At 68.1% G+C, this 339-nt stretch carries 1 pseudogene; it reads left to right on the top strand.

Going from position 1 to position 339, the window contains the following annotated elements:
• Positions 1 to 319, top strand: a pseudogene (locus VR44_RS38290) (sulfate ABC transporter substrate-binding protein); the annotation flags it as partial.
• Positions 320 to 339 lie beyond the last annotated feature (20 nt).

The following is a 339-nucleotide window of genomic DNA, read 5'->3' as shown; positions in this document are numbered from 1 at the left end:
GGTCCTGCGCGGCACCGTGAAGACCAACGAGTGGATCAACGCCAACCCGGACAAGGCGAAGGCCTCCGCCAACGCCAAGCTCAAGGCCGACAGCGGCAAGGAACTCGACGCCAAGGTCCTCGACCCGGCCTGGCAGTCCATCCTCGTCACCGACGACCCGCTCGCCACGACGCTGAAGACCGAGGCCGACTGGGCCGTCAAGGCCAAGCTCCTCGACAAGCCCGACCTCACCGGCATCTACGACCTGACGCTCCTCAACAAGGTCCTCAAGGCCGCGGGCAAGCCCGAGGTCGGCGACGGCGGCCTCGCCGCCAAGTAACCACCGGACCCGCCCGGAAC

Source organism: Streptomyces katrae, from assembly GCF_000966975.1.
Classification (GTDB): Bacteria; Actinomycetota; Actinomycetes; order Streptomycetales; family Streptomycetaceae; genus Streptomyces; species Streptomyces katrae.
Note: the sequence above shows the minus strand (reverse complement) of the source record. Positions and strands in the feature narration are given on the sequence as shown.